The sequence below is a fragment of the Haloarcula amylovorans genome (genome assembly GCF_004681185.1).
GTDB classification, from domain to species: Archaea; Halobacteriota; Halobacteria; order Halobacteriales; family Haloarculaceae; genus Haloarcula; species Haloarcula amylovorans.
Genome location: NZ_SRIF01000002.1, coordinates 81,509 through 106,538 on the forward strand (window position 1 = coordinate 81,509; position 25,030 = coordinate 106,538).

Annotated in this window: 28 protein-coding genes; 22 read left to right on the forward strand and 6 right to left on the reverse strand. The window is 65.2% G+C overall.

Features of this window, described 5'->3' with window-relative positions:
- Positions 1-325: 325 nt before the first annotated feature.
- From E4S61_RS07740 to E4S61_RS07770, 8 genes are all read left to right on the forward strand, one after another.
- Entirely contained in the window at positions 326-1,549 is a 1,224-nt protein-coding gene (locus tag E4S61_RS07740) for a sulfotransferase family protein (protein WP_135303373.1), read from the forward strand.
- Positions 1,540-2,400: a hypothetical protein gene (locus E4S61_RS07745; RefSeq protein ID WP_135303374.1), complete on the forward strand. Its 861-nt coding sequence runs from the start codon at positions 1,540-1,542 to the stop codon at positions 2,398-2,400. The genes E4S61_RS07740 and E4S61_RS07745 overlap by 10 nt, the downstream gene beginning before the upstream one ends.
- Positions 2,400-3,257: an adenylyl-sulfate kinase gene (gene cysC, locus E4S61_RS07750; protein ID WP_135303375.1), complete on the forward strand. Its 858-nt coding sequence runs from the start codon at positions 2,400-2,402 to the stop codon at positions 3,255-3,257. Before E4S61_RS07745 ends, cysC begins: the two co-directional genes overlap by 1 nt.
- Before the next feature lie 6 nt (positions 3,258-3,263).
- On the forward strand, positions 3,264-4,541 hold the full coding sequence (locus E4S61_RS07755) for an argininosuccinate synthase (protein WP_135303376.1): 1,278 nt from the start codon (positions 3,264-3,266) through the stop codon (positions 4,539-4,541).
- Between the two features lie 45 nt (positions 4,542-4,586).
- On the forward strand, positions 4,587-4,754 hold the full coding sequence (locus E4S61_RS25330) for a hypothetical protein (RefSeq protein WP_167768449.1): 168 nt from the start codon (positions 4,587-4,589) through the stop codon (positions 4,752-4,754).
- A 69-nt stretch (positions 4,755-4,823) separates the two neighbouring features.
- Positions 4,824-5,099 carry a hypothetical protein gene (locus E4S61_RS07760; RefSeq protein WP_135303377.1) on the forward strand — a complete coding sequence of 92 codons (276 nt, stop codon included), beginning with the start codon at positions 4,824-4,826 and terminating at the stop codon, positions 5,097-5,099.
- Positions 5,100-5,532: 433 nt separating this feature from the next.
- Positions 5,533-5,928, forward strand: coding sequence for a hypothetical protein (locus E4S61_RS07765; protein ID WP_135303378.1), 396 nt, complete (start codon positions 5,533-5,535; stop codon positions 5,926-5,928).
- A gap of 222 nt (positions 5,929-6,150) precedes the next feature.
- Positions 6,151-6,354, forward strand: a complete 204-nt coding sequence (locus E4S61_RS07770; RefSeq protein WP_135303379.1) for a hypothetical protein — start codon at positions 6,151-6,153, stop codon at positions 6,352-6,354.
- Position 6,355: 1 nt separating this feature from the next.
- Here E4S61_RS07770 and E4S61_RS07775 read toward each other — a convergent pair whose 3' ends face one another.
- Complete coding sequence (locus tag E4S61_RS07775) at positions 6,356-7,306, reverse strand: DUF5787 family protein (protein WP_135303380.1); 951 nt, start codon at positions 7,304-7,306, stop codon at positions 6,356-6,358.
- Between the two features lie 278 nt (positions 7,307-7,584).
- Here E4S61_RS07775 and E4S61_RS25335 point away from each other — a divergent pair, with 278 nt between their 5' ends.
- From E4S61_RS25335 to E4S61_RS07805, 6 genes are all read left to right on the forward strand, one after another.
- Positions 7,585-7,932, forward strand: coding sequence for a response regulator (locus E4S61_RS25335; RefSeq protein ID WP_167768450.1), 348 nt, complete (start codon positions 7,585-7,587; stop codon positions 7,930-7,932).
- Between the two features lie 153 nt (positions 7,933-8,085).
- Positions 8,086-9,318, forward strand: coding sequence for a translation initiation factor IF-2 subunit gamma (locus tag E4S61_RS07785; RefSeq protein ID WP_135303382.1), 1,233 nt, complete (start codon positions 8,086-8,088; stop codon positions 9,316-9,318).
- On the forward strand, positions 9,315-9,701 hold the full coding sequence (locus E4S61_RS07790) for a twitching motility protein PilT (RefSeq protein WP_135304666.1): 387 nt from the start codon (positions 9,315-9,317) through the stop codon (positions 9,699-9,701). The genes E4S61_RS07785 and E4S61_RS07790 overlap by 4 nt, the downstream gene beginning before the upstream one ends.
- A gap of 1 nt (position 9,702) precedes the next feature.
- Positions 9,703-10,281 carry a DNA-directed RNA polymerase gene (locus E4S61_RS07795; RefSeq protein ID WP_135303383.1) on the forward strand — a complete coding sequence of 193 codons (579 nt, stop codon included), beginning with the start codon at positions 9,703-9,705 and terminating at the stop codon, positions 10,279-10,281.
- Positions 10,281-10,478, forward strand: a complete 198-nt coding sequence (gene spt4 / locus E4S61_RS07800) for a transcription elongation factor subunit Spt4 (RefSeq protein ID WP_135303384.1) — start codon at positions 10,281-10,283, stop codon at positions 10,476-10,478. Before E4S61_RS07795 ends, spt4 begins: the two co-directional genes overlap by 1 nt.
- 1 nt (position 10,479) lies before the next feature.
- Positions 10,480-11,016, forward strand: a complete 537-nt coding sequence (locus E4S61_RS07805; protein WP_135303385.1) for a GTP-dependent dephospho-CoA kinase family protein — start codon at positions 10,480-10,482, stop codon at positions 11,014-11,016.
- Here E4S61_RS07805 and E4S61_RS26495 read toward each other — a convergent pair whose 3' ends face one another.
- Together E4S61_RS26495 and E4S61_RS07815 are read right to left on the reverse strand one after the other, a co-directional pair.
- Positions 11,017-11,172 (reverse strand): rubrerythrin-like domain-containing protein, encoded by a 156-nt coding sequence (locus E4S61_RS26495; RefSeq protein WP_135303386.1) that lies wholly within the window; start codon positions 11,170-11,172, stop codon positions 11,017-11,019.
- Between the two features lie 89 nt (positions 11,173-11,261).
- Positions 11,262-12,293: a TIGR01177 family methyltransferase gene (locus E4S61_RS07815; RefSeq protein ID WP_135303387.1), complete on the reverse strand. Its 1,032-nt coding sequence runs from the start codon at positions 12,291-12,293 to the stop codon at positions 11,262-11,264.
- Positions 12,294-12,455: 162 nt separating this feature from the next.
- On the opposite strand from E4S61_RS07815, the gene E4S61_RS07820 reads away from it, so the two are divergent.
- The 4 genes from E4S61_RS07820 to E4S61_RS07835 all read left to right on the forward strand — a co-directional run bounded on the left by E4S61_RS07820 (position 12,456) and on the right by E4S61_RS07835 (position 16,438).
- Positions 12,456-13,016 carry a TATA-box-binding protein gene (locus E4S61_RS07820; RefSeq protein ID WP_135303388.1) on the forward strand — a complete coding sequence of 187 codons (561 nt, stop codon included), beginning with the start codon at positions 12,456-12,458 and terminating at the stop codon, positions 13,014-13,016.
- A gap of 73 nt (positions 13,017-13,089) precedes the next feature.
- On the forward strand, positions 13,090-13,479 hold the full coding sequence (locus tag E4S61_RS07825) for a DUF7473 family protein (RefSeq protein ID WP_135303389.1): 390 nt from the start codon (positions 13,090-13,092) through the stop codon (positions 13,477-13,479).
- 1 nt (position 13,480) lies between these two features.
- Positions 13,481-14,770: an MFS transporter gene (locus E4S61_RS07830; protein ID WP_135303390.1), complete on the forward strand. Its 1,290-nt coding sequence runs from the start codon at positions 13,481-13,483 to the stop codon at positions 14,768-14,770.
- A gap of 42 nt (positions 14,771-14,812) precedes the next feature.
- Complete coding sequence (locus E4S61_RS07835) at positions 14,813-16,438, forward strand: gamma-glutamyltransferase family protein (protein WP_135303391.1); 1,626 nt, start codon at positions 14,813-14,815, stop codon at positions 16,436-16,438.
- A 102-nt stretch (positions 16,439-16,540) separates the two neighbouring features.
- Here the strand turns inward: E4S61_RS07835 and hisG are convergent, their stop codons facing one another.
- Positions 16,541-17,389 (reverse strand): ATP phosphoribosyltransferase, encoded by an 849-nt coding sequence (gene hisG / locus E4S61_RS07840; RefSeq protein ID WP_135303392.1) that lies wholly within the window; start codon positions 17,387-17,389, stop codon positions 16,541-16,543.
- Between the two features lie 115 nt (positions 17,390-17,504).
- On the opposite strand from hisG, the gene E4S61_RS07845 reads away from it, so the two are divergent.
- From E4S61_RS07845 to E4S61_RS07860, 4 genes are all read left to right on the forward strand, one after another.
- Positions 17,505-18,803, forward strand: a complete 1,299-nt coding sequence (locus E4S61_RS07845; RefSeq protein WP_135303393.1) for an amidohydrolase — start codon at positions 17,505-17,507, stop codon at positions 18,801-18,803.
- A 132-nt stretch (positions 18,804-18,935) separates the two neighbouring features.
- Positions 18,936-19,772 (forward strand): hypothetical protein, encoded by an 837-nt coding sequence (locus tag E4S61_RS07850; RefSeq protein WP_135303394.1) that lies wholly within the window; start codon positions 18,936-18,938, stop codon positions 19,770-19,772.
- A gap of 44 nt (positions 19,773-19,816) precedes the next feature.
- Entirely contained in the window at positions 19,817-21,094 is a 1,278-nt protein-coding gene (locus E4S61_RS07855; protein ID WP_135303395.1) for an adenosylhomocysteinase, read from the forward strand.
- An 86-nt stretch (positions 21,095-21,180) separates the two neighbouring features.
- Complete coding sequence (locus tag E4S61_RS07860; RefSeq protein WP_135303396.1) at positions 21,181-21,828, forward strand: HAD family hydrolase; 648 nt, start codon at positions 21,181-21,183, stop codon at positions 21,826-21,828.
- 21 nt (positions 21,829-21,849) lie between these two features.
- On the opposite strand, the gene E4S61_RS07865 is transcribed toward E4S61_RS07860, so the two are convergent.
- Complete coding sequence (locus tag E4S61_RS07865) at positions 21,850-23,349, reverse strand: MATE family efflux transporter (protein ID WP_135303397.1); 1,500 nt, start codon at positions 23,347-23,349, stop codon at positions 21,850-21,852.
- Between the two features lie 104 nt (positions 23,350-23,453).
- Positions 23,454-24,947: an MATE family efflux transporter gene (locus E4S61_RS07870; protein WP_245180631.1), complete on the reverse strand. Its 1,494-nt coding sequence runs from the start codon at positions 24,945-24,947 to the stop codon at positions 23,454-23,456.
- Between the last annotated feature and the right edge of the window lie 83 nt (positions 24,948-25,030).

The following is a 25,030-nucleotide window of genomic DNA, read 5'->3' on the forward strand; positions in this document are numbered from 1 at the left end:
TCTCGAAATATGAATGCTGCATACTCACCGACGATATACGCCGGACTCGACCGGCGGTGCCGAGAGCTGGCGGCCGAGGAATCCCCGCAGTCTCTCGCAGAGAGCCCCGCTACTTTGCCAGCGCTCGAAAGCTATTCGCCCTTCCCGTTAGGGACCATGTACTTCTCGTGTCGGCAACACCCCCGACGGCGGCCGGCGTCTGCGCGGTACGGTCGCCCGGGGCAGTCGGCGAACGACTACCATGAACGCTGCTACAACTGAGTCGATGCGAGCGCTCGCGTCGCAGGCGGACGGACGGGAGCGATACGAGAGTGGAGCGTAACCGATGAGTCTAGAGCAACCACTGAACGACGCACGGCAGCAGGCTCAGACCAAGAGTCAGACGGTACGAGACGAGGTGGTATCGGCGGAAAAACGGGCGATACTGTCGGAGCACCGCGCCGACGACTTCGACAGCGTCCTGCTCGTCGCGTCCGCCTCCAGGGGCGGGAGCAGCCTCCTGTTCGACACCCTTCGGCACCACGAGAGAACCTGTAGTCCGGACGGCGAACACGGGAAGTGGTACACCTTCAACGGTATCTGTTACCCCGAGTTCGACTCCGACCGCATCCCCGCCGACTTCGACTCCTTCGACCGGGATGCGCTGCTGACGGATCTCCTCGCCGACGTGGGTGCGACGGCCGCCGAGGGCGACCGGACCCACCGGATAGACGACACGCTCGTCCGACTGCCGTTGCAGTTCCCCGAGCGGGACCTCCCCTACGGGGAGATGCGGGAGGCGATGATGGAGGGGGCATCGCTCGACGAGGTGCTCCGAGACCACGGCGTCTCGCCGAAGAACTTCGACGAGTTCGCCGAGGAAGACACGGACGAACGGCTCAACGACGAGGCCATCGAGGAGCGCCCCTTCATCACCTCGCACGACCACAAGCGCGGGCTCAGAGACGAGGATTTCGACCGGACGCTGGTGCTGAAGACCAGCGTCGACGCCTACCGGCTCCCGTGGATCCGCGAGCAGCTGTTTCCCGACACCGACGTCGATCTCGTCCACCTCACGCGGAACCCCGCGGCGTCGATAAACGGCCTCTACGACGGCTGGCGGCTGAACCGGGGGTTCCAGACCTACGACGTCGGCGACCTCGACCTAGAGGACTACGACGGGGCGCTCTGGAACTACGACCTGCCACCGGGCTGGTTCAGCGACGGCCAGCTCATCGACGCCTGTCTGCAACAGTGGACGCAGGCGCAGGGCCACATCCTCGAGGGCCGCGACGCCTTCGACGACGTCCACCGCGTCAGGTTCGAGGACCTCATCACCGACACCGAGTCCACGATTGAAGGGATCGTCGACTTCGCCGGTCTCGGCGAGTCCGAACTGCTCCGAGAGAACGCCGAGGACCTCAATCAGGTGATGACGACGAAAGAGCCCGAACGCGCTCGCTGGCGAAACAGGGAAGGACTAGTCCGCGGCGCGCTCGACCGAGCGGACGAGCCGTTCGACGACGTGGTCGAGCGCCTCGGCTACACGGACGAGTCAGAATGGATCTGAGCGAGACCGCCGCGTACCACGGCTCGACATACGATGGCCGGGACGAGCCGACGAGCGGCGACTACCGCGGACAGCTCGAAACGGCGTTTCTCTGTACGCTCGCCGAGGAACCCGGCGACGACCCGGACGCGTACCAGTTCCTCGAAGCGCCCGACATCGAGGCGTTCAACGAGGAGATCCGCACCTACGCGGACCGTCTCGCCGACCACGGCGTGGAGACGGTCGTCGAGGAGTCGCGGTACCCGAACGCCGTCTACAGCGCGGACGCCTACCTCGGGTTTGACGGCGACCTGTTGCTCTCCCGAATGGCCTCGGAGGTCCGCAAGCCCGAGGAACCGGAGCGCTTCGCCGTTGCACACGACCGCGGTTACGACCCGGTCGTGCCGTTCCCGTCCGGGGAGCACTTCGAGATAAGCAGCGCGATTCCGTCGCCGTCGGGACTGCTCGTCGGCGTCGGAAAACGCAGTACAGAAACGGCGGCAAGACGACTCGCGTCGTTCGTCGACGCGGAGACGACCGTCGTCGGGATGAGCGACGACGTGCAGCACCTGATGGGCGCGCTCCGCCCGCTGCCGGACGGCCGGGCGGCGATTCGCCCCGCGCATCTCGACGACCCGGAGACGGTCGCACAGTGTTACGACGGTGTCCTCCGGTTCGACGAGACCGAGGAGGTCACCCGAAAACAAGCGATGAACTTCACGATCGCAGCAGACGAGACCATACTCATGCCTAACGATACACCCACTGCCGAGTCGAAGCTAGCCGAACAGTACGACGTCGAAACGACTGCCGTCGACGAGATCCGCAAAGGCGCGGGCGGCCTCGCCTGCCTCACCGGGAGGGTCAACTGATGACGGCCGAAACCACCTGGCTCTTCGGTCTCCCCTGTTCCGGGAAGTCGACCCTCGCAGAGGGGCTCGTCGGCCCGGACACGATTCACCTAGACGGCGACTACCTCCGCGAGACGCTCAACACGGACCTCGGCTTCTCGAAGGAGGACCGGACCGAGAACCTCCGGCGCGCGGCGGGCGTCGCGCAGGCCCTGAACGAACAGGGCTTCGACGTCATCGCGTCGTTCATCACGCCGTATCGGTCCCAGCGAGAGCTCATCTACGAAAAGGTCGACGACGTCTCGTTCGTCCACGTCCAGGCTCCGGTCGAGGTCTGTGAGGAACGGGACGTGAAAGGGATGTACCAGCAGGCCCACGATGGCGAAATCGAGGGGTTCACCGGCGTCGACGCCCCCTTCGAGGAGCCCGAACCCGGCGAGGCCGACCTCGAAGTCCGGACGGCGACTCACTCCGAGGAGGAGACGCTGAAGAAGATCAATACGGAACTGGACATCAAATTCGATCCGAGCCACCTCTTCGTCGGTCGCTGGCAGCCGCTGCACGACGGCCACCGGACCATCATCGACTCGGCTGCAGACAACGGCAAGGACGTCGTCATCGGTATCCGCGACACCGAACTGAGCGAGAAGAACCCGCTCACGGCCAAGGAGCGAAAGGAGTTGATCGACGAGGTGTACGGGGACCACCCCAACGTCGAGTCGACCATCATCCCGGACGTCGACACCGTCGCCATCGGGCGCGATGTCGGGTACACAGTCGTTTCGGTCCCCGAGGAGGTCGCACAGATCAGCGGGACCGACACCCGAGCGGAGTACGAGAAGAGCGAACTCCTCGCCGGTCAGCACTTCGGGGACTGAACCGCCATGTCAAGCACCACCGGGGACCGAGTCGCGCTCGCCTTCTCCGGCGGGCTCGATACGACGGTCAGTGTCCCGCTGTTGAAAGAGGAGTACGATTTCGACGAGGTCGTCGGCATCACTGTCGACGTCGGTCAGCCCGACGAGGAGTTCGAGGAGGCCGAGGAGACCGCCGAGACCCTCGGTCTCGAACAGCACGTCGTCGACGCCGAGGATGCCTTCGCGGACCTCTGTTTCGACGCCGTTCGGGCGAACGCGACCTATCAGGGCTACCCGCTCGGGACGGCGCTGGCCCGGCCCGTCATCGCCGCACAGATACTCGAAACCGCCAAGGAGCAGGGCTGTAGCGCCCTCGCTCACGGCTCGACCGGAAAGGGGAACGACCAACTCCGGTTCGAGGCGGTCTGGCGCAAGTCCGACCTCGACGTCGTCGCCCCGGTCCGCGAACTCGGCCTCACCCGCGACTGGGAACAGGAGTACGCCGAGAAGCGTGACCTGCCTGTCGAGGGCGGCGACGAGGGACGCTACAGCATCGACACGAATCTCTGGACCCGCTCCGTCGAGGGCAGCGAACTCGAAGAGCCGGACCACGTCCCCGGCGAGGAGATATACGAGTGGACCAGCGCTCCCGGTGAGGAGACCGAGCGCGTCGAAGTGACGTTCGAGGACGGCTACCCGACTGCGCTGAACGGCGAGTCGCTCGACCCTGTCGAACTCGTCGAGCGGCTCAACGACGTCGCCGGCCCGTACGGCGTCGGCCGGACGGACGTGATGGAAGACCGGATGCTCGGGCTCAAAGTCCGCGAGAACTACGAGCATCCCGCGGCGACGGTGCTGTTGAACGCGCACGAGGCCCTCGAAGACCTCGTCTTGACGAAGGCCGAGCGGTCGTTCAAGCGGCAGGTCGACGACCAGTGGGCCGAATACGCCTACGAGGGGCTCGTCGACGCGCCGCTGATGGAGGCGCTGGAAGGGTTCATCGACCGGACGAACCAGCGCGTGACCGGCACCGTGACGATGCGATTCGAAGGCGGGCAGGCTCGGCCGGTGGGTCGCGAGAGCGAGTACGCCGTCTACTCCGCCGACGCCGCCTCGTTCGATACCGAGAGCGTCGGCGACATCTCGCAGGCCGACGCGACCGGCGTCGCCAAGTATCACGGGTTCCAGGAACGGCTCGCCCGAGAGGCCAGAGAGAGCGCGATGGATCGAGCGGCCGCGAAGGGAATCGCGGACGGCGGGACGCCGATCGACGACCCCTCGGAGACCGGCGACGACGCGTCGTGACTCAGCCGTAGCCGAAACCACACCACGGTTCACCCGCTTTCAAGCATGCTCACGTACGACAAACTCCTCGCGTCGATACCGCTACCGCTCGTCGGCGGCGTGATAGCCGGTTGGCTCGGCCTCGTCCCGGTTCTGGTCGGAGTCATAACCGGCAGTCTCCTGGGGAGCGTCCTCCTGTTCGTCTCGCTGTTCGTCGTGCCTCCGGAGACGTGAGCGCCCCCTCGCAGCACAGTCAGTGAAACTGACCGTACACCTTTGTGCGAAGAACGTCCAGATACCGGCATGGATGGGCGTGGTATCGCGGAAGTGGTCGGGTCGGCGCTGGTCAGCGGCGGCCTCGCCGTCGCGGGACTGTGGCTCTTCGCCGGCTATATCGACTGGGTGCTCGTCGTCGGCCTCACAGTCGGTGTCGCCATCGCGGCGGCGGCCAACTACCGCGGACGAACCGGTCACGCGGACCGCGTCGCCGCGGAGGCTCCCGAGGTGACGGCCGACAACTACGAAGCCTATACGGAGCGCGCGGCGAGCGACGGCGGCCGGGACAATGATGGCGATTAAAAGGCACAGAACAAGCGCAACGCCGGTTGGTTAGTGTGGTTATACCTATATCTGATATAGATCAACAGATCCTATTACCTATTATCCGGTTTGTTCTCTGAGTCAGTACTGCTCTTACTCACCTGATCATTTCCATTCGTTTGCGCGTCGCTTACAGCTACTCGGACCACAACGTATAATGCAGTAATTCCTCCGAGCGCAATTAATACTGTAACTAGTGATATTCCGACCAATATAATCCCTATCTGTTTTAGGGATCTGCACCCAAATAAATCCGTTGGCAGTTCACGAATATAGAAATATCTAGTATAGACTATCATTGGAAGACACAATTTTATCTATACGATATTTGCATAAAAGTGTTAATTGTATCCCGTTACACCTATGAGATATAGGTAATAGGTCCAAAAGTGATCGGAGAAGTTTGTTGAAGATGAGCGGATCGGCATTAGCGTCAATAATAGCAGTCTCCGGAGGAGCTCCAGCAAAGACTGAAGATCGTCGGAGTCACGGGCGAAAAAAGAGACATAAGCATAGTGTAGAGGTTCAATTTAACCCACACAGAAAATCAGAAGTAATGGAGTTTATAAAAGAAAACTGGGATAGGAGGAACGACCAATCCATAGCGAAGAGAATGAGCGAAAAGCAAAAGAAAGCTATCAAACTAGCGTTTAAAATTGATAAGACGGAATTGCGTGTCGCCCCACCAGGTCATTCAATGAGTCAAACTACTGTAACACAAGATCAAAATAACGGCGAAGTTATTGAGACAACCGCTCCAACTATCGGACCAGATATTTCTAAGAAAGATATGGGGTGGTCAGAATGAGTTGTGACTCAATATATCCGAGCTGGGAATACCGATGGGACGCATATTGGTTCCCAGAAGGAGGGGGATACGGACGCTCTTTTACATGGGTTCACGAAACGGATTGGAGTGGGGAGAAATGTGAAGATGAAACTGGCAGTCTACCAGTTGTAACGGAGGCTACCCTATCTGAGGTTGACCAAACCACCACATTTGAAAACATGAGTGGACTGCTAGCATATAGTGGTGAATAGAGCAGGGCTTGTCGGCAATAATTTCCCAAAAGAAGAGCCATCGTATAAGATAGATGGTAACAACTTCCTCGTCTCGGCCAGCGGCGACCTCGCCGCGATGGGGACGATAGCGTGGCGGGTGAACGCTGTCGTCGCCTTCGCCATCGCGCTGGCCGTCGACCACCAGATGCGGGTCCACAGCGGTCGGGTCTGAATTATCCAAAGCGGTCCAGACCGGACTGCCGGCGCTGTCTCCCGTCGGGATCGGGGTCCCACGGCGTGCGCTCGGCCCGAAGCACCTCGGCGTTTACTGCCGGCGCGTCGGCTTCCTCGTGCCCCCTACAGTCGGGGCCGCACTCCTCGCTCGCTCGAACAGGACGGCCCTTCCACGCGCAGTGGGGCAGGCCGTCGTCATCGGGCGAACACTGCGCACACGGGGGGTAGTCGAAGCTTCGCCACCCCTTCGCGTAGGCGCGTTCGGCGAGACGGCGGCGGGCGCGGGCCTTCTCGACGGCCGAGACGACGCGCACGTCCGCTCGCAGTGGCTTTCGCTCTAGGAGTTCGATGCCCGCCTTGGCGGTCGGGAGGTCGGTCGCCCCGCGAACGACTTCGCGGTCACCGCTGTCGGGATCGAACCGCCAGACGCCGACCGCCTCGGGGATGCGGTTGAGGTGGGCGCGGGTGACGTAGTCGGCCGTCGCCAGCACGACTCGGTCGGCCAGTCCGAGCGAGACATCGGTTCGCAACTGCGTCTGGAGGTCCCCGGGGCGGTCTAGGTCCGGTTTGTTCTCGATAGCCGTGATGCCCGCGACCCAGTCGGGGTAGCGGGCTGTCTGGCGGACGTACGTGCGGCCGCCGCGGCGCTCTCGCTCGAAGAAGCCCCGCTCGGACGCGAGTTCGACGGCTCGTTCGGCGCGGTCCGGATGACAATCGAAGGCGTCCTTCCAGTATCTGGCCCGACCCGGCCCCACGTCGGCTTCGATGGCCGCCGAGGGGATGCGCTCGGGCGTGATGGCCGCGCGGTGCTCGAACTCGTCGCTCGGATGGACGAGAACGGTATCGAGGATCCGGCGGCCGTGGACGTGGCCGCCGAGCTGTCGACTCACGAGGTGGCCCTCGCGTTCGAGGGCAGCACACAGCGCCAGTTCGAAGCCGAACTCTCGCACGGACACACGCAGGGGCGGCACGGACAAAAGGGGCGCGCTCACGTCGTTTTATGGCTCTGTTCTGTGAATAGTATGATACGTGTATTAATATGATATACCTTGGTGTTCTCACCGAATTCCTGCTGGTAGATCGTACCTGTACGCGGTCCTCTCAGCGAGTGAAAAAGCGGCGCACGATTTATAGTGATGAACGGTTTCCTTCTCATTGCATGGGGATGGTGCATTCGGACACCAATGGGGAAGGGGACAGGGCGATAGACAGGGAGACACGGTGCCGCGTGCTCCTCATCGACGACGAGCCGACAGTGGCGGCACTCGTCGCGGAGTATCTCGAACACGTAGACGAGGGGCTCGACGTGACCTACACGACGGCCCCGACGGAGGCACTCGACAGAGTGGACGAGTTCGACTGTGTGGTAACTGACTACCAGATGCCGAGACTGGACGGAATCACCCTCGTCGAACAGACAGACAGCGACGCCGGGTTCGTCCTCTACACTGCCCTGAGAGACTACGACATCGCCGCGTCTGCCGACGAGGTCGGGGCGGCGTACATGCGCAAGCGAACCGATACCGACCAGTACGCGGCGCTCGCAGCGCTCATCAGGGCACAGGCCGCACAGTAGTTGCCGCCGGCCAGAGAGACGCGTATTCGGTCGCGTACGGCGACGAACCGGGGCATATCCCCGGAGACGCGGCGCGGCCGCGGAGAGCCGACGGGCCGAAACAGTAGGTTTATCAGTCGCACGTGGCGAATCTCCACCAAGATTACTTTCGAAATGACATCGAACAAACAACCGGAGGTGAACATCGGACTCGTCGGCCACGTCGACCACGGGAAGACCACGCTCGTCCAGGCGTTGTCCGGCGAATGGACCGACCAACACTCCGAGGAGATGAAGCGCGGTATCTCTATCCGTCTCGGCTACGCCGACGCTACCTTCCGTCGCTGTCCGGAGGAGGAGGAGCCAGAGGCGTTCACCGTCTCCGAACACTGCGAGGAACACGACGTAGACACCGACCACCTCCGGACGGTGTCGTTCGTCGACGCCCCCGGCCACGAGACGCTGATGGCGACGATGCTCTCGGGCGCGGCTATCATGGACGGCGCGGTGCTGGTCGTCTCGGCCACTGAACCCGTCCCGCAGGCCCAGACCGAAGAGCACCTCAGCGCGCTCGACATCATCGGCATCGACAACATCGTCATCGCCCAGAACAAGGTCGACCTCGTCGACGAGGAACGGGCGAAGCAGAACTACGAGCAGATACAGGAGTTCGTCGAGGGCACCGTCGCCGAGGACGCCCCCGTCGTCCCCATCAGCGCCCAGCAAGAGGCCAACATCGACCTGCTCATCGACGCCATCGAACGGGAGATTCCGACGCCGGAGCGCGACCCGGACGCGGACGCCCGCATGATGGTCGCACGGTCGTTCGACATCAACCGCCCCGGCACGACGTGGAACGACCTGCTTGGCGGCGTGTTGGGTGGGTCGCTCGTCGAGGGGGAACTGGCAGTCGACGACGACATCGAACTCCGCCCGGGCCGAGAGGTCGAAGAGGGCGGCAAGACCGAGTGGCGACCCGTCACCACCGAAGTCCGCTCGTTACAGGCCGGCGGCGACTTCGTGGACGAAGTCACCCCCGGCGGCCTGCTCGGTGTCGGGACGGGACTCGACCCCTCGATCACGAAAGGCGACGCGCTGGCCGGACAGGTCGCCGGCCCGCCCGGCAGTCTCCCGCCGACCCGCGAGCAGTTCACGATGGACGTCGACTTACTCGAACGGATTGTCGGCGACGACGGCGGCGAGGTCGAGGAGATCTCGACCGGCGAACCGCTGATGTTGACCATCGGCACCGCCACCACCGTCGGGTCGGTCACCAGCGCCCGCGACGGCGAGTGTGAACTCGCGCTCAAGCGGCCAGTCTGTGCCGAAGACGGCGCGAAGATAGCGATCAACCGCCGTGTCGGTGCCCGATGGCGACTCATCGGCGTCGGCACGCTGCGTGGATGATCGTCTTGGATACGAACGCGCTCATGATGCCTGTCGAATGCAACGTCCGACTATTCGAGGAACTCGACAGGGTCCTCGCCGGCACAGTCGATGCCAGCGACTACGTCGCCCCCGAAGCCGTCCGCGAGGAACTGGCGAAACTGGCAGACGGAGCCGGAGCGGAGGCGACAGCCGCGTCAGTCGGGCAGGACCTGCTCGACCGCTGTTCGGTCCGGGATACGGAAGCCGACTACGCGGACGACGCCGTCCTCGAACTGGCGACCGACGACGACGCGACGCACGCTGTAACGAACGACAAGCCCCTCAAACGACGCCTGCTCGACGCAGGCGTTCCAGTAATTAGTTTAAGGGGCCGGAACAAACTGGGTATCACTCAACCATAACATGTACAAACGGGTACGTCTACGCGATACGGTCGAGGTGCCGCCGCGCCATCTAGCAGACGTCGGGTCGAAGATGGTCAAAACACTCCTCCAGGAGAAACTAGAGGGCCGAATGGACGAGGACGTCGGGAGCGTCGTGAGCGTCATCGAGATTCACGACATCGGCGACGGGGCCGTCCTGCCGAACAAACCCGGCGTCTACTACGAAGTGGAGTTCGACGCCCTGACCTTCGATCCGCAGATGCAGGAAGTCGTCGACGGCGAGGTCGTCGAGGTCGTCAACTTCGGTGCCTTCGTCGGCATCGGTCCGGTGGACGGGCTCCTCCACGTCTCCCAGATATCTGACGAGTATCTGGCCTACGACGAGGAGAACCAGCAACTCGCCTCCCGCGAGTCCAACCGCACGCTCGGCGTCGGCGACGCCGTCCGCGCCCGCATCGTCACCAAGAGCATCGACGAGCGCAATCCGCGGGACTCCAAGATCGGTCTCACAGCCAAGCAGGTCGGTCTCGGCAAGCACGGGTGGCTCCAAGAGGAGCGCGAGAAACGACAGAGCACGGCGGAAGCCGGTGAGAGCTGATGGCTGACCGACTCGTCTGCCGCGACTGTCATCGCGTCCAGAGCGCCGGTATCGAGAGCCAGTGCGAGGCCTGTGGCGGGACCGCCCTCACCGAGGACTGGGCGGGCTACGTCGTCATCGCCCACCCGGAGGAGTCCGAGATTGCACGCGAGATGGAAGTGACCGAAGCCGGCACGTACGCGCTGAAAGTCCGCTAACGTGTCCGACGTTCTCCTCGAACTGCCACCGTCGTTGCGGAGCGAACTCAAAGAGCCGATGGGCCGTCTATATACGGATGCCGACTCCCTCCTGGCCGACGCCGGAACGCCCCTCGTGGCCGTCGGCGACATCGTCACGTACCACTTACTAGAGGCTGGAACCGTCCCCCACCTCGCGCTGGTCGACGAACGCACCAAACGCTCGGCCGTCGACAGCGAGGTGACGGCCGCCATCGGCGGGTTCGACCGGCGCGTCACCGTCGAGAATCCGGCGGGGACGCTCACTCGCACACTGCTCGATGCCATGCGCGAGGCGCTCGACGGCGAGGCAACGACGCTACTCGACGTCGAGGGCGAAGAAGACCTCGCGGCGCTGCCGGCAGTGCTGGCGGTCCCCGAGAGCGGTGCCGTCGTCTACGGGCAACCGGACGAGGGGATGGTACTCGTCACGCCCGACGACGCGACGCGCGAGCGGGTCCGGTCGCTGCTCACGCGGATGGACGGCGACGCGGACGCGGCGCTCGCGGCGATTCGGTAGTTACTCCGGGCGCGGCACGCTCAGGTTCTGCATCTCGCCACCACACTTCTCACATCGCGGCGGTGAACGGGGCTGTGAGACACGGGCACCACACGTTCGACACTCGAAGAGCTGTTCGTCTCCGTTCCGCGGCGCTGGGTCTGACCATCGAGGCATGTTTGGGAGTGTTTAACACATCCGCGACCATATAGATTGCTGTTAGCGCAAAATATCCGTACATATGCCCAAATTATCTGGACGTTCGGTCACTCTAAGACGTGGACGTGTCGGACGAGCGACCGATGCACACGACGCTCGAACCGTTCGGTGACCACCCACCCAGCCTCCCGAGCGGCCCCGCTCCACTCCCGGTCGGCGACGAGTACGCACCGCGGCGCGGTGCGTCGGGCCTCGGAGAGCGCACCGGAAACGAGGGGGCGGAGTTCGCCCTCGATGCGTGACTGTCTGCCGTAGGGAGCGTCGAAGACGACGGCGTCCGCACAGCCGTCAGCGAGCGGTAACCGGGCCGCATCCGACCGGAAGAGGTCCCAACGGCCGCTCTCGGGGTACGCAGTGCGGTCGGGGTGGCCCTCGCCGTCGAGAGCGTACCCGAGGTTCTCTCGCGTCCCGCGAACCATCTTTTCCTGTGCGTCGCCGCCGACGACGCGCGCGCCGACCAGTCCCGCCTCCAACAGGAGCCCGCCGGTGCCACACATCGGGTCGACGATGGTCGCACCGGGGCGCGCCCCGGCAACGTTGACCAGTGCGCGGGCTTCCAGCGGATCCATGCTTCCGGGCTGGAAGAACGGGCGATTCGTGGGCTGACGGTCGCCGAAGTCCCGCACCGACGCGGTTTCGAGCCAGCCCAGCGCACAGCAGGCTTCGCCTGTTCCTCCCTCGTCGTCGCCCGTCGGGTCCGCGAAGTAGGCGTACAGCGTGTGCTCGGGCGTTTCGAGGTCGACAGAGAACCCGCGGTCGGTGAGGACGCCACCCAGCGCCCGCTCCGCCCGCTGGGTGTCGATACCGGTACTCGCCCGCACGTCGACGGCTCGGACCGCGACCGTCCCCTCACGGTCGAGAGTGGCGGCGTCGAGTAGCGTGCGCGCGCTCTCTACTGCCGGGTCCGCGGTCCCTACCAGTTCACTGGTCCGGTGAGTGTAGGCGAGATAGCGCGCGCGCTCTGTGACACCGCGGGCGGTGGCAAGGCCGGGCGCGAGTACCGAGACGTCGCTGGCCGCGCTTGCGGCCTCACACGCCGCGAAGGCGTCGTCCTGTCCGCCGAGTTCGAGGACGTACACGCCCGAGCGGTGTGGGCGCGCGGGTATGAGCGTGCCGGTCGCCGCCGCCGACAACCCCCGTTTTAGGGTGAAGTTGATAGACAGCCAATCATTCCACCGTGCTGACTGGCCACCGATGCCATGAACCTTTATAAGCCTTAAATACGTGATTTAAGTCGAGACATGGTTGACCCCAAGGAAACCATCAACATCGAAAACGTCGTCGCCTCGACCGGAATCGGCCAGGAGCTCGACCTTCAGAGCGTGGCGATGGACCTCGAGGGTGCCGACTACGACCCAGAGCAGTTCCCCGGACTCGTCTACCGCACGCAGGAGCCGAAGTCCGCGGCGCTCATCTTCCGTTCCGGGAAGATCGTCTGTACGGGCGCGAAGTCCACCGACGACGTCCACCAGAGTCTGCGTATCGTCTTCGATAAGCTTCGCGACCTGAACATCCAGGTGGACGACGACCCCGAAATCGTCGTCCAAAACATCGTCACGAGCGCGGACCTCGGACGAAATCTCAACCTCAACGCGATCGCGATCGGTCTCGGGCTGGAGAACATCGAATACGAGCCCGAGCAGTTCCCCGGCCTCGTCTACCGGCTCGACGAGCCCGACGTCGTGGCGCTGCTCTTTGGCTCCGGAAAACTCGTCATCACCGGCGGGAAGAAGCCCGAGGACGCAGAGGAGGCCGTCGACAAAATCGTCTCCCGGCTCGAAGAACTCGGCCTGCTCGAGTAAGTCACGGCCGACATTTCGCACGATCGGGGCGGAAGAACACAACGCACAAGCGCCACGGTTCCGAACCGCAGGTATGTTTCAGGCCGGCACGCCGAGTCTGACCGGTGGTGGACTCCTCGCCATCGTCGTCACCCTGTTGCTGACGTGGGCGTTCTACGCCGTCACGCTCCACCTGGCGGCGACCTTCTTCATCGGTGAGACGCCGTCTCAGTTGGCCGCAAAGGCAGCTCTCGTCCCCGCAATCGTCTCGCTGTTGCTCCAATCGTACGGCATCGAGGCAGGCATCGTCTCGCCGAGTCTGGGCGTCCTCGTGGTGGTACTCGCCACGCTGCTGGCCGACGGCATCGCCATCAGTTTCGTCTATCGGCTCTCGACTCGGTCCACGGCCCCGCTCGTCATCCTGCACTTCGCCTTCGCGGCGGTGCTCGGGTTCGCGCTCAACAACATCTTTGGATTGATATAAGATGCAAACCAACGACCGCTCCATCGTCACGTTCACCGGTGTCTCGCACGCGCTCGTCCACACCTACGAACTCTCGATCCCCATCTTCGTCGTCGTCTGGCTGGAGACGTTGCCGGTGACGACGGCGCTGTTGGGCACCATCACCGCTGTCGGCTACGGCTTGTTCGGGGCGGGGGCGCTCCCCGGTGGCATCCTCGCCGACCGCTACGGCGCGAACAGCCTCGTCACCGCCGGGCTCGTCGGGATGGGTGTGTCTTTCCTCCTGTTGAGCGTCGCGCCGGGCGTCCTCACCATTGCGGTCGCCCTGGGACTCTGGGGCCTCTCGGCCAGCGTCTATCACCCGGCGGGACTGGCGCTCATCTCCACCGGCGTCGAGGAGCGGGGCACCGGCTTCGCCTACCACGGGATGGCCGGCAACGCCGGCATCGCCGCCGGCCCGCTCCTGACCGCGCTCCTCCTGCTGGTCTTCGACTGGCGAATCGTCGCCGGGTTGCTCGTCTTGCCCGCCGTCGTCGCCGTTGCGTACGCCCGGACGGCGGAGTTCGACGAGATGGCTGCCGTCAGCGCCGACGGCGGTGAGTCGAGTGATACGAGGGGGACCTCGTCGGAACAGCGTTCCGACGGCGGGACGGACAGTGAGCCGACGTCCTCGCTCCGGTCGTTCCTCGCGGACAGTCGTGCGCTGTTCACCGTCGGGTTTACCCTCGCTATGCTCGTCGTGATGATGAACGGCCTGTTCTACCGGGGGACGCTGACCTTCCTCCCCGAGGTGCTCGGGGAGTTCCTCCCGCCGGTCGGCGAACTCGTCGGCGTGTTCGAACCCGATAGCGCGCTGGCCGCAGAGTTCGACCTCGCGTACTACTTCTACGTCGGCCTGCTGTCGGTCGGTATCGCCGGCCAGTACGTGGGCGGGAAACTCACCGACCGCATCTCCATCCCGGTCGGCCTGACCGCGGTGTTCGCCGGCCTCGCTGCCATCGCCGTCGTGTTCGTCCCCGCCGCGGAAGCCGGATTGGGGCCGCTACTGGCCGTCAGCGCCGCCCTTGGCTTCGTCCTCTTTACCCTGCAACCGGTGTATCAGGCGTCTATCGCCAAGTACAGTCCGCCGGGCGACCGAGGCCTCTCCTACGGCTACACCTATCTGACGAACTTCGGCGTCGGAGCCGCCGGCGCGGCCATCGCCGGCTACCTCCTGTCGACCGTCGGCGCGGACGGCACCTTCCTCGGACTGGCCGTGTTCCCCGCCCTCGGGCTCGTGTTCGCGGCGACGCTCTGGTGGCTGGACGAGTGAGCCAGCCAAACAGTTTTCCGCGCCAGCCACCCGTATGCGCGCATGGACAGCCAACCGAATCTGGACCGGTTCGCCTCCCGTCGGTCGACGGCCTACGGGACGCGCGGCGTCGTCGCCACGAGTCAGCCACTCGCCGCCGAGGCGGGAATCGAGACGCTTCGCGAGGGCGGCAACGCCTTCGACGCGGCGGTGGCGACGGCAGCGACGCTCAACGTCGTCGAACCGATGAGCACGGGACTGGGCGGCGACGCCTTTGCGCTCTACCGCACTGCCGACGGCGAGGTGGGCGCGATGCGGGCTTGCGGCGGCGCGCCCGAGGCAGCGACCCGGAACCGGATGCGTGAGGCCGTCGCCGAGCAGCACGGCGGGGACCCGACAGCCGTCGAGATGCCCGAACGCGGGCCGCTCGCAGTGACGGTTCCGGGCGCGCCGCGCGGGTGGGAGGCCACGGTCTCCGAGTTCGGTCGGCTCTCGCTCGCCGACGTGCTCGAAGACGCGATTCACCACGCCACCGAGGGGTTCCCGGTAAGCGAGGTCATCGCGTCGGCGTGGGCGCTCTGTGAACCGGAACTGCGCAACGACGCCGCCCGCGAGCAGTACCTCGTCGACGGTGAGCGAGCACCCGAAGTGGGCGAGCGAATGCGACTGCCGAAGTTCGGCGAGACGCTCGAAACGCTGGCCGCCGAAGGCGCAGACCCGTTCTACGAGGGCGACATCGCGGCGGAAATCGTCGAGACGGTCCAATCCGCGGGCGGCCTGCTCGAACGGTCGGACCTCGAAGCCTTCGAGGTGGAGTTCCCCGACCCCGTCTCGACGACCTACAACGGGACCGAAGTGTACGAACTCCCGCCGAACAATCAAGGGCTCATCGCGCTGGAGGCGCTCAATATCGCTGAATCGCTCGGTGTCCCCGAGACCGAAGACCACCTCGAACGAACCCACCTGCTGGCCGAGTCGATGAAGCTCGCCTTCACTGACGGCCACCACTACATCACCGACCCCGACTACGAGGAGGTGCCGCCGCTCCAGTCGAAACGGTGGGCCGAAGAGCGAGCCGAAGCCGTAGGTGAGGACGCCATCGAGAGCCCCGACGTGGGGGTGCTCGATTCGCCTGCCGAGGACGCCGACACCGTCCTGCTGACTGTCGCCGACGGCGAGGGCAACGTCGTCTCGTTCATCAACTCCCTGTTCATGGGCTTCGGGAGCGGCCTCGTCGCCGGCGACACCGGCCTCACCCTCCAGAACCGCGGCGCGTCGTTCGCGCTCTCCGACTCACATCCGAACCGAATCGAACCCGGCAAGCGGCCGTTCCACACGCTGATTCCCGGCCTCGCACAGTTCGGCGAAGACGACTGGGCGGCCTTCGGCGTCATGGGCGGGTACATGCAACCACAGGGGCACGTACAGGTGCTCTCGAACCTCTTGGACCGCGAGATGCCCCTGCAGGCGGCGCTCGACGAACCGCGCTGGCGCTACCGCGAGGACGGGACGCTGGCCGTCGAGGCGCGTTTCGACGGCAACGTGCAGTCGAAACTCGTCCGCCGCGGCCACGACGTACGCGTGGACGTGCCGCTCCAGTTCGGCGGCGCACAGATAGCTCGCTGGAACGACGGCGTCCTCTCGGGCGCGACCGAGCCTCGGAAAGACGGGACAGTGGACGTGTACTGAGCGGGCAGTGTAGCGCAGACGTGGAACGGTCGCCGCCGCGGTTTCCTCTCAGTACCGGAAGCGCGGCCGGCGGCCGCGACTTTCGGCCTTTTCAATGTAGAGCTACTCGACTAAACGTTCTATTTCGGTCACGAGCACGTCGCTCGCGCCGACCTGTTTGAGGTCGTTGATGGTCTCGAAGACGGCGCTGTCGTCGACGACGGCGTGAACCGCCACGTCGTCTGACCCGGCGATGTCCATCACCGTCGGGCCGCCCATCCCCGGCAGGACGTCTTTCACGTCGTCTACGGCCTCTTCGGAAACGTTCATCATCAGATAGCGTTTCCCCTCCGCCGACAGGACGGAGTGGAGCGCCATCCGGACCTGCTGCACTTTCTCGTCGTCGGCCACGTCCTCGCGGGCGAACAGGCGAACTGAGGACTGGAGCACCTCGTCGATGATAGCCAGCCGATTCATCCGCAGGGTCGTCCCCGTCGAGGTGATGTCGATGATGCCGTCGGCGATGTCGACGTGCGGGGTCAGTTCCGTCGCGCCGGAGACCTCGGCGATGTCGACCTCGACGTCGAGTTCGGCGAAGTAGTTCCGGGCGATGTTGGGGAACTCCGTGGCGACCGTTCCCCCGTCGAGGTCGTAGACAGTCTCGATGTCGCCTTCTTCCGGCGCTGCGAGGACGAGGCGACAGCTGCCGAATTCGAGGTCCAAGAGCTCTTCGAGATTACCGGGGTCGGCCTCCCGAACCTGGTCGAGGCCGGTGATACCCACGTCGGCGGCCCCGTCGGAGACGTATTCGGGGATGTCCGCCGCGCGAGCGTAGAGGACGGTCACCTTCGGGTCGACGGTGTCGGCGTACAACTGCCGGTCGGCTCCGTCGACGATGTGGAGACCGGCCCGTTCGAGCAAGTCCTCCGCCGGGTCGTGCAGGCGGCCCTTGTTGGGGACGGCGATGCGCATACGCCCCCTGCGACGGCGCGGGCCAACTGTCTTTCCCCTCACGGTTCTGTCTCGGAGCCGGTCCGAGCGAACGTGGACCCGGCGAACTAAGAGCCGGGCCGTCTAAGCCCGCGCCATGACCGAACTTCTCGTTACCGGCGGGCGAGTCCTCCACCCGGACATGACCGTCGAACGCGCCGACGTGCTCGTAGACCAGGACGACGGCGAGATACTGGCCGTCGAGGCTCCCGGCGAACTCGCGGGCGACGACGAACTCGACGCCAGCGACGGGCTCGTGATGCCCGGGCTGGTCAACGCCCACACGCACGTCGCGATGACCCTCCTCAGAGGGTACGCCGACGACAAGCCGCTTTCCGCGTGGTTACAGGAGGACATCTGGCCCGTCGAGGCCGAACTGACTCCCGAGGACGTGCGGGTCGGCGCGGAACTCGGGCTTATAGAGATGATACAGTCGGGGACGACGGCGCTGTCCGACATGTACTTCCACGTCGACGAGATAGCGGCGGCCGTCAAGCAGGCCGGCCTGCGAGCCGTACTCGGCCACACCGCCGTCACCGTCGGCAAGGACGAGGAGGGCGCACGCGACGACGTTCGACAGAGTCTGGAGACTGCGCGGGACCTCGACGGCACGGCCGACGGCCGCATCAGCACGACGTTCCAGCCGCACAGTCTGACCACCGTCGGCGAGCAGTACCTCCGCAAGTACGTCCCCGAGGCGAACGCCGCGGAGCTACCGATCCACCTTCACGCCAACGAGACCACCGACGAGGTCGCGCCCCTCGTCGAGGAACACGGCGTGCGACCGCTCGAATACGCCGACGACGTTGGTCTGCTCGCAGAAGACACGTTCCTCGCCCACTGCGTCCACGTCGACGAGACCGAAATCGACCTGCTGGCCGAGACCGGAACCGGCGTGGCCCACTGTCCGGCCTCGAACATGAAACTCGCCAGCGGGATGGCCCCGGTCCAGCGACTCCTCGATGCGGGCGTCACCGTCGGCATCGGCACCGACGGCGCGGCCTCGAACAACGACCTCGACATGTTCGACGAGATGCGCGACGCCGCGATGGTCGGAAAGCTCGCCGCCGACGACGCGAGCGCCGTCGCCGCCGAGACGGTCGTAGAGATGGCCACCGAGAACGGGGCCGAACTGCTCGGCATCGATAGCGGCCGTATCGCGCCCGGCGCGAACGCCGACCTCGCGGTGCTCTCGCTGGATTCGGCCCGGCTAACCCCGGCCCACGACCTCGTCTCGCATCTGGCCTACGCCGCCACTGGGAGCGACGTTCGCCACACGGTCTGTGACGGCGACGTGCTCATGCGCGACAGAGACGTGACGGTTTTCGACGAACGAGCGGTTCGGGAGCGAGCACAAGCGCACGCGACGGCAGCGGTCGACCGCGCGCCGAATTGAAAGATAAACGTCCAGAACAGATTTTAAACCATCTAAACGGATTTGCGCCGCCGGTATCAGCGATAGAACCCAGGTGAACGGACTGAACGAGAGGGGGGGTTTAATCCCAGATACCGTCTCGCTACTGACGAGATGCGTACCAAACTACTCGCACTGACCGCTGCAATCGGTATGGTCCTGTTCGCCGTGGGTCCGGGCGTCGCCACCGCGGCCGCCGAGACCACGGACGATGGTACACTGGCCGTCGGGGTCAGTCAGGCAGGCAATCAGGCCGCGACGGTGACAGTCACCGATAACGGCAGCGCCGTCGAGAACGCCTCGGTGAGCGTCGAAGCACTGGACAACGACACGTACGAGGGCACCGGCGATTACGCGACCGACGAGAACGGCACGGTCGAGCTGTCCACCCCCGAGGAGAACGTCACCGTCGAGGTGACCGCGAGCGTCGGCAACGAGACGGCGACGACGACGGCCGAACTGACCGCCGACGCCGAAGAGACGACCGATAACTTCGGTGCCCGCGTCTCGTCGTTCATCCAGTACCTGCTCCAGCACGGGTCGACCAACATCGGTCCGGAGGTCGCCGAGTTCGTGACGCAGAACAACCCCGGGAACGCCCCTGATCACGCTGGTCCGCCCGAAGATGCGGGTCCCGAGCGTGCGAGTGACGCGGGTGAGAACGGGAGCGACGAGAACGAGCCCGCCGCCGAACAGAACGGCGAACGCGGCCCGTCGGAACGCGCGAACGCCTCAGAAAAGCGCGGCCCGAACGGTGACGACGGGGCGAACGCGGGTGAAGACGGCGAGAGCGAAACCGAGGAAATCGAAGCAGAGGAGACCGAGGAAGCCGAAGCTGACGAGGAAGCGAACGACGACGCAGCCGCCGAAGATGACGACAGCGAGACGGACGACTCGGAAGGCGACGACGGCCCGCCGGCCCACGCGAACGGGAACGGCAACGGCCGCTGACCCGCTTCGGTATCGTTTTACGAACACTGGCCGTTTTCCCGGGCATGACAGCCCCCATTTCTGAGCGACTCGACGACGTGGCGGCGGCCCGCGAGTCGGGCCGACGGAAGATGGACTGGGCAGCACAGCACATGCCCATCTGCGCGTCGCTGCGCGAGGAGTTCGAAGCCGACCAGCCCTTCGCCGGCGAGCGGATCGGTATGGCGATGCACGTCGAGGCGAAGACGGCTGTGCTCGCCGAACTGCTGGCCGAAGGTGGTGCTGAAGTCGCCATCACGGGATGCAACCCGCTCTCGACGCACGACGACGTGAGCGCGGCGCTCGACGCGGTCGACGGCGTTACCTCCTACGCCGAACGTGGCGTGGACGACGAGGGGTACTACGCCGCCATCGAAGCCGTCATCGACCACGAACCGACCATCACCGTCGACGACGGGATGGACCTCGTCGCGGCCATCCATGAGGACTACCCCGAACTCATCGACACCATCGTCGGCGGGGCCGAGGAGACGACCACCGGCGTCCACCGCCTGCGCGCGATGGACGAGGACGGCGAACTGGACTACCCCGTCTTCGCAGTCAACGACACGCCGATGAAGCGCCTCTTCGATAACGTCCACGGCACCGGCGAGTCCTCACTGGCCTCCATCGCCATGACGACAAACCTCTCGTGGGCCGGTAAGACCGTCGTAGTCGCCGGCTACGGCCACTGCGGGAAGGGCGTCGCGAAGAAGGCCAGCGGCCAGAACGCCGACGTAGTCGTCACCGAAGTCGAACCCCGCCGCGCGCTCGAAGCCCACATGGAGGGCTACGACGTGTTGCCGATGGCCGAGGCCGCCAAAGAGGGCGACGTCTTCATCACGACGACGGGCAATCGCGACGTCATCGTCAAGGACCATTTCGAGAACATGCAGGACGGCGTCTTGCTCGCCAACGCCGGCCACTTCGACGTGGAGATAGACCTTGCCGCCCTCTCGGAGCTGGCCGCCGACACCTACGAGGCCCGCGACGGCGTACAGGCCTACGAGATGGACGACGGCCGCCGTCTGAACGTATTGGCCGAAGGTCGACTGGTGAATCTGGCGACCCCCATCGCGCTCGGTCACCCGGTCGAAGTGATGGACCAGAGCTTCGGGATTCAGGCTGTCTGTGTGCGGGAGCTGGTCGAGAACGGCGACGCCTACGACGCCGGCGTTCACGACGTGCCAGACAGGTTAGATAAGGAAGTGGCCGAAGTGAAGCTCGCGGCCGAGGGCGTCGAGTTCGACGGGCTGACGGACGTGCAGACCGAGTATATGGATTCGTGGCAGCACGGGACGTAGGGCGGGGCGCGCGAAGCGCGGCCCGCCAATTGCGAGCGGCATAGCCGTCGAATAGATTGATAAGGACCTCAGCAAACAGTGCGAGCATGACGTACGATGCACTGGTACTGGATAGTGACGGGGTACTCGTCGAACCGCCGAGACCCGCTACGTTCGTCGAGGTGGCGCGGACGGCGCTCGACGACACCGGTGTCACCGCCGAACCGACGACAGTGGCGCGAGACGTTGCCGCCGGTCGTCTCGAGGATATCGCCAAGCGGTGCCGTGACGCTGGCGTGGACCTCGCCTCGTTTTGCCAGCGAGCAGCGACCACGGCATTCGCGACCCAGCGCCGGGAACTCGAAGCGGGCTGTCGGGCGGTCTACGACGATATACGGGCGCTGTGGGATCTCGATCTGCCGCTCGGCGTCGTGAGCGACAACCAACCGCAGTTCGTCCAGCACCTGCTTCGCTACTGCGGGCTGGACGAACTGGTCGGAACCGTCCGCTGTCGGTCGTTCGCGCCGCGGACGCTCGAACGGCGAAAGCCCGACCCCACTAATCTCGGGGCCGCGCTGTCGGACCTCGACGCCGAGACGGCCGCGTACGTCGGGGATAGGGCCGTCGACGTCGAGACGGCCGACCGACTGGGTATCGACAGTGTGCTAATAGAACGCGAGGGAGCGGGCCCGGTCGAAGCGTCGCCGGACTATCGGATAGGGACGCTCCGAGGCCTGTCGACGCTCGTCGGATGAGAGGGTGAGGCCCCGAGAGCGTTAGTCCGCCGCGGTCACGGCGTCGGCGGCATCCGTGACCTCCCCGCTGTCTTCTTCGTCCTCGACGACGCCGTCGAGCCAGCCGCCGTGGAGGAAGAACGCGACGGCAGCGACGGTGGCGGCGACGTTGGAGGCGGCGATGCCGTACCACGCGCCCGTCGCGCCCATGCCGAGGGTGATGACGAGGAACGCTGCGGCGGCGGCGCGGAAGCCCCACATCGTCACCAATCCGAGGCCCATCGAGAGGCGGGTCGAGCCAGCGCCGTGGAACGCGCCATTTATCATGTGGAAGACGGCCATGATGGCCCACGTCGGCGCGACGATGCGGACGAACGTCGCGCCGTGGTCGACGACGCTCGCGGCTTGCTCGCCGGTGATGAACACGCCAACGATGGCAGGGGCGAAGTGGACGGCGAGCGCCCCGGCGACGACGAACGTCGCCACGAGGATGGCGCTTGCGAGCAGGACCGTTCGGCGGGCGCGCTCGCGCTTCCCGGCTCCGAGGTTCTGGCCGACCACCGTCTCGACGGCCATCCCCATGCCAATCATCGGGAGCCAGACGAGCGAGGTGAAGCGGCTGCCGATGCCGTAGGCGGCGACGGCGTCGGCACCGACGATAGCGACCAGCGCGGTCATGACGGTGACCGACAGCGCCTGCGTGCTCTGTTCGACGCTGAGCGGGCCGCCGACGCTGACGAGTTTCCGGATGGTCTCGGGGTCGGGACGGAGGTCAGACAGCGACAGTTCGATGCCGACCCGGCCGGTGAAGAGGAGCCAGAAGCCGACGCCCGCGGCGAGGCCGCGGGAGAACACCGTGGCGATGGCCGCGCCCTCGACGCCGAGACCAGTGAATCCAGTCGCAGCGAGCGCGCTGGCACCTAACTCTTCGAGACCGAGCCGCACCAGTAGCGGATTGTCCGCGAAGCCGAGGATGAGGATCGGATCGAGGACGACGTTCAGCGCGACGCTGCCGACCATCAGGTACATCGGCGTCTTCGTATCGCCCCAGCCGCGAAGCAGGGCGTGGAAGATGAAGAAGCCAAAGAGGAAGTACAGGCCGAGGAAGACGTAGCGGGTGTAGGTGACCGCCATCTCGTGGATGGCCGTGCCGGGCTGGGAGCCGATGAGCGCGAGCAGGTGCGGCGTCACCAGGTAGCCGACGACCGAGATGACCACGGAGAGCGCGGTGACGAAGAGGAACGTCTGGCCGGCGACGTGGCTCACTTGGGCCTCGTTCTCCGCGCCGGTATGCTGGGAGATGAGTATCGTCCCCGCCGCGGCGATGCCGCCGCCGACACTCACGAGCAAGAAGACGATGGGCCACGAGAACGAGAGCGCGCTCACGGCGTCGCGCCCGAGGCGGCCGACCCAGAACGTGTCGGCGAGGTTGTACAGCGTCTGGAGAAGCTGCGTCGCCACCAGCGGCGCGGCCAGCGCCAACAGCGGTCGCAGGAGACTGCCCTGCGTGAACCGCTCCGCCTGCTCGCTCGTCGCCGTCACCGACACCACCGCCGCAGAGAGAAGGGACCGAACATGGTACTGACTGGTCGGTCAGTCAGTATAGCCGTTGTGTGAGTACGGTACGCTCTCACACAGAAATGATTTCAGTCGGCGGAGACGGCCGAGTCGCGGTCGTCTGGCTCGTCCGCGTCGTCTTCCTCGACGACGGAGTCGTCCCAGTTCCCGAAGACGAACCACGCGGCGACGATAGCGGCGGCGGCGAGGTGCGAGACGGCGATGCCCCACCAGACGCCAGCAGCGCCCATGCCGAGGACGGTGATGAACAGCAGTGTCGGGGGAATGCGAAAGAGCCACTGCGAAGTAACGGAGAAAGCCAGTGCCGTCCGCGTACTGCCAGCCCCCCGAAAGGCGGCGTTGAAGAGGTGGAACAGTCCCATGAACACGTACGTCGGGCCGATAATACGGAAGTAGTCGGCCCCCATCGACAGGACCTCGGGGTCGGTCTGGCTCACGTCGAAGAACGAGGCGACGATTGCCGCGGCGAAGGCGTAGGCCCCGGCGCTGGCGAGCAAGAAGAGAGCGCCGCCGAGGCCGGCCGCCAGGAGGACGGACCGGCGGGCGCGACCCGTCTGGTCCGCACCGAGGTTCTGCCCCACCGCCGTCTCGACGCCCTGTGCGAGGCCGACCGCGGGGAGGTAGACTAGCGTGTTGATGCGGTTGCCGACGCCGTAGGCCGCGACGGCGTTGGTTCCGACCATCGCCACGAGGACGGTCATCCCGGTGTAGGCCAGCGAGTCCGCCGACCGTTCGAGTCCAGCGGGGCCACCGACATCCAGTATCTTCCAGACCGTCTCGCGGTCCGGCCGGAGGTCCGACAGTGAGAGGTCGATACCCAACCGACCGGAGAACAGGAGCCAGAAGCCCGCGATTGCCGCCCCGCCGCGGGCGATGACGGTGGCGATTGCCGCGCCCTCGACGCCCATTCCGGCGAAGCCGGTCAGGTCGTACAGCGTCGCTTCGAGGCTCGTCAGTTCGGCCATCGAGAAGACCACGTTGTCGTCGAAGCCGAGGACGAAGAAGGGGTCCAGTACGGCGTTAGCGAGGACGCTGCCGAGCATCAGGTACATCGGCGTCTTCGTGTCGCCCCATCCGCGTAAGATGGCCTGAAACGCGAACGCGCCGAACATGAACGCCGTCCCGGCAAAGATGATGCGAGTGTAGTTGACGGCCATCGCGTGAATGGCCGACCCCGGTGTCGTTCCGATGTAGGGCAGGAGGACGGGTGCAACGACGTAGCCGACCGCCGAGAGCAGGCCCGAGACGGCGGCCGTGACCGCGATGGTCTGCCCGGCGACGGCCCGTACTCGCTCGTCGTTGCCCGCGCCGCGGTGTTGAGAGACGAGGACGGTCCCAGCGATAGTCAGCCCGCTTCCAAGCGAGATGGTCACGAAGATGAACGGAAGCGAGTAGGTCAGCGCCGCCACCGCCTCGCCGCCCAACTGCCCGACGACGAACGTATCGACGAGGTTGTACGCGACCTGGAGGAGCTGCGTGCCCACGAGCGGCAAGGAGAGGGCCAACAGCGGACGGAGAAGCGGCCCCTCGGTCAGGTCCACGGAACGGTCGGTCTCTGGCACGTCCAATCCTACATAGGTGCGAAGTGATAATTCATCTGGATTGGTTCGATCGGGGACGGCAAATTTATTCGGCCACGTCCGAA